Annotated in this window: 1 pseudogene; it reads left to right on the forward strand. The window is 61.8% G+C overall.

The features are described 5' to 3' along the window. Nucleotides 1–353 (forward strand): annotated as a pseudogene (gene recD, locus FDX03_RS23450) (exodeoxyribonuclease V subunit alpha); the annotation flags it as partial.

Here is a 353-nt window from a genome sequence, read left to right on the forward strand (position 1 = left end):
GCGAGGGGCACGTTTGCTTACCGCTTTCCCGGTTGTCTTTACGCGAAGATGCCCATCCGCTGTTGAGCGCCTGGCTGTGCGAGGCCGGTGAACCGGAAGATTGGTCGGAATGCCTGCTGGCCTCCGCTGCGGTAAGCCGTGGCGAGCAGCCCACGCCGCTGGTGCTGTACGGCGATCGCTTGTATCTGAACCGCATGTGGCATAACGAACGCGCGGTGGCGCGCTTTTTCGGTGAAGTTAACCACGCCATTGAGGTGGATGAACAACGGCTGACCCACACGCTGGCGGCGCTGTTTCCACCCGTTGAAGGCGTTAACTGGCAAAAAGTGGCGGCTGCTGTGGCGTTGACCCGC

It is taken from the genome of Citrobacter sp. wls827 (assembly GCF_005280875.1).
In the GTDB taxonomy this organism is placed as follows: Bacteria; Pseudomonadota; Gammaproteobacteria; order Enterobacterales; family Enterobacteriaceae; genus Citrobacter; species Citrobacter youngae.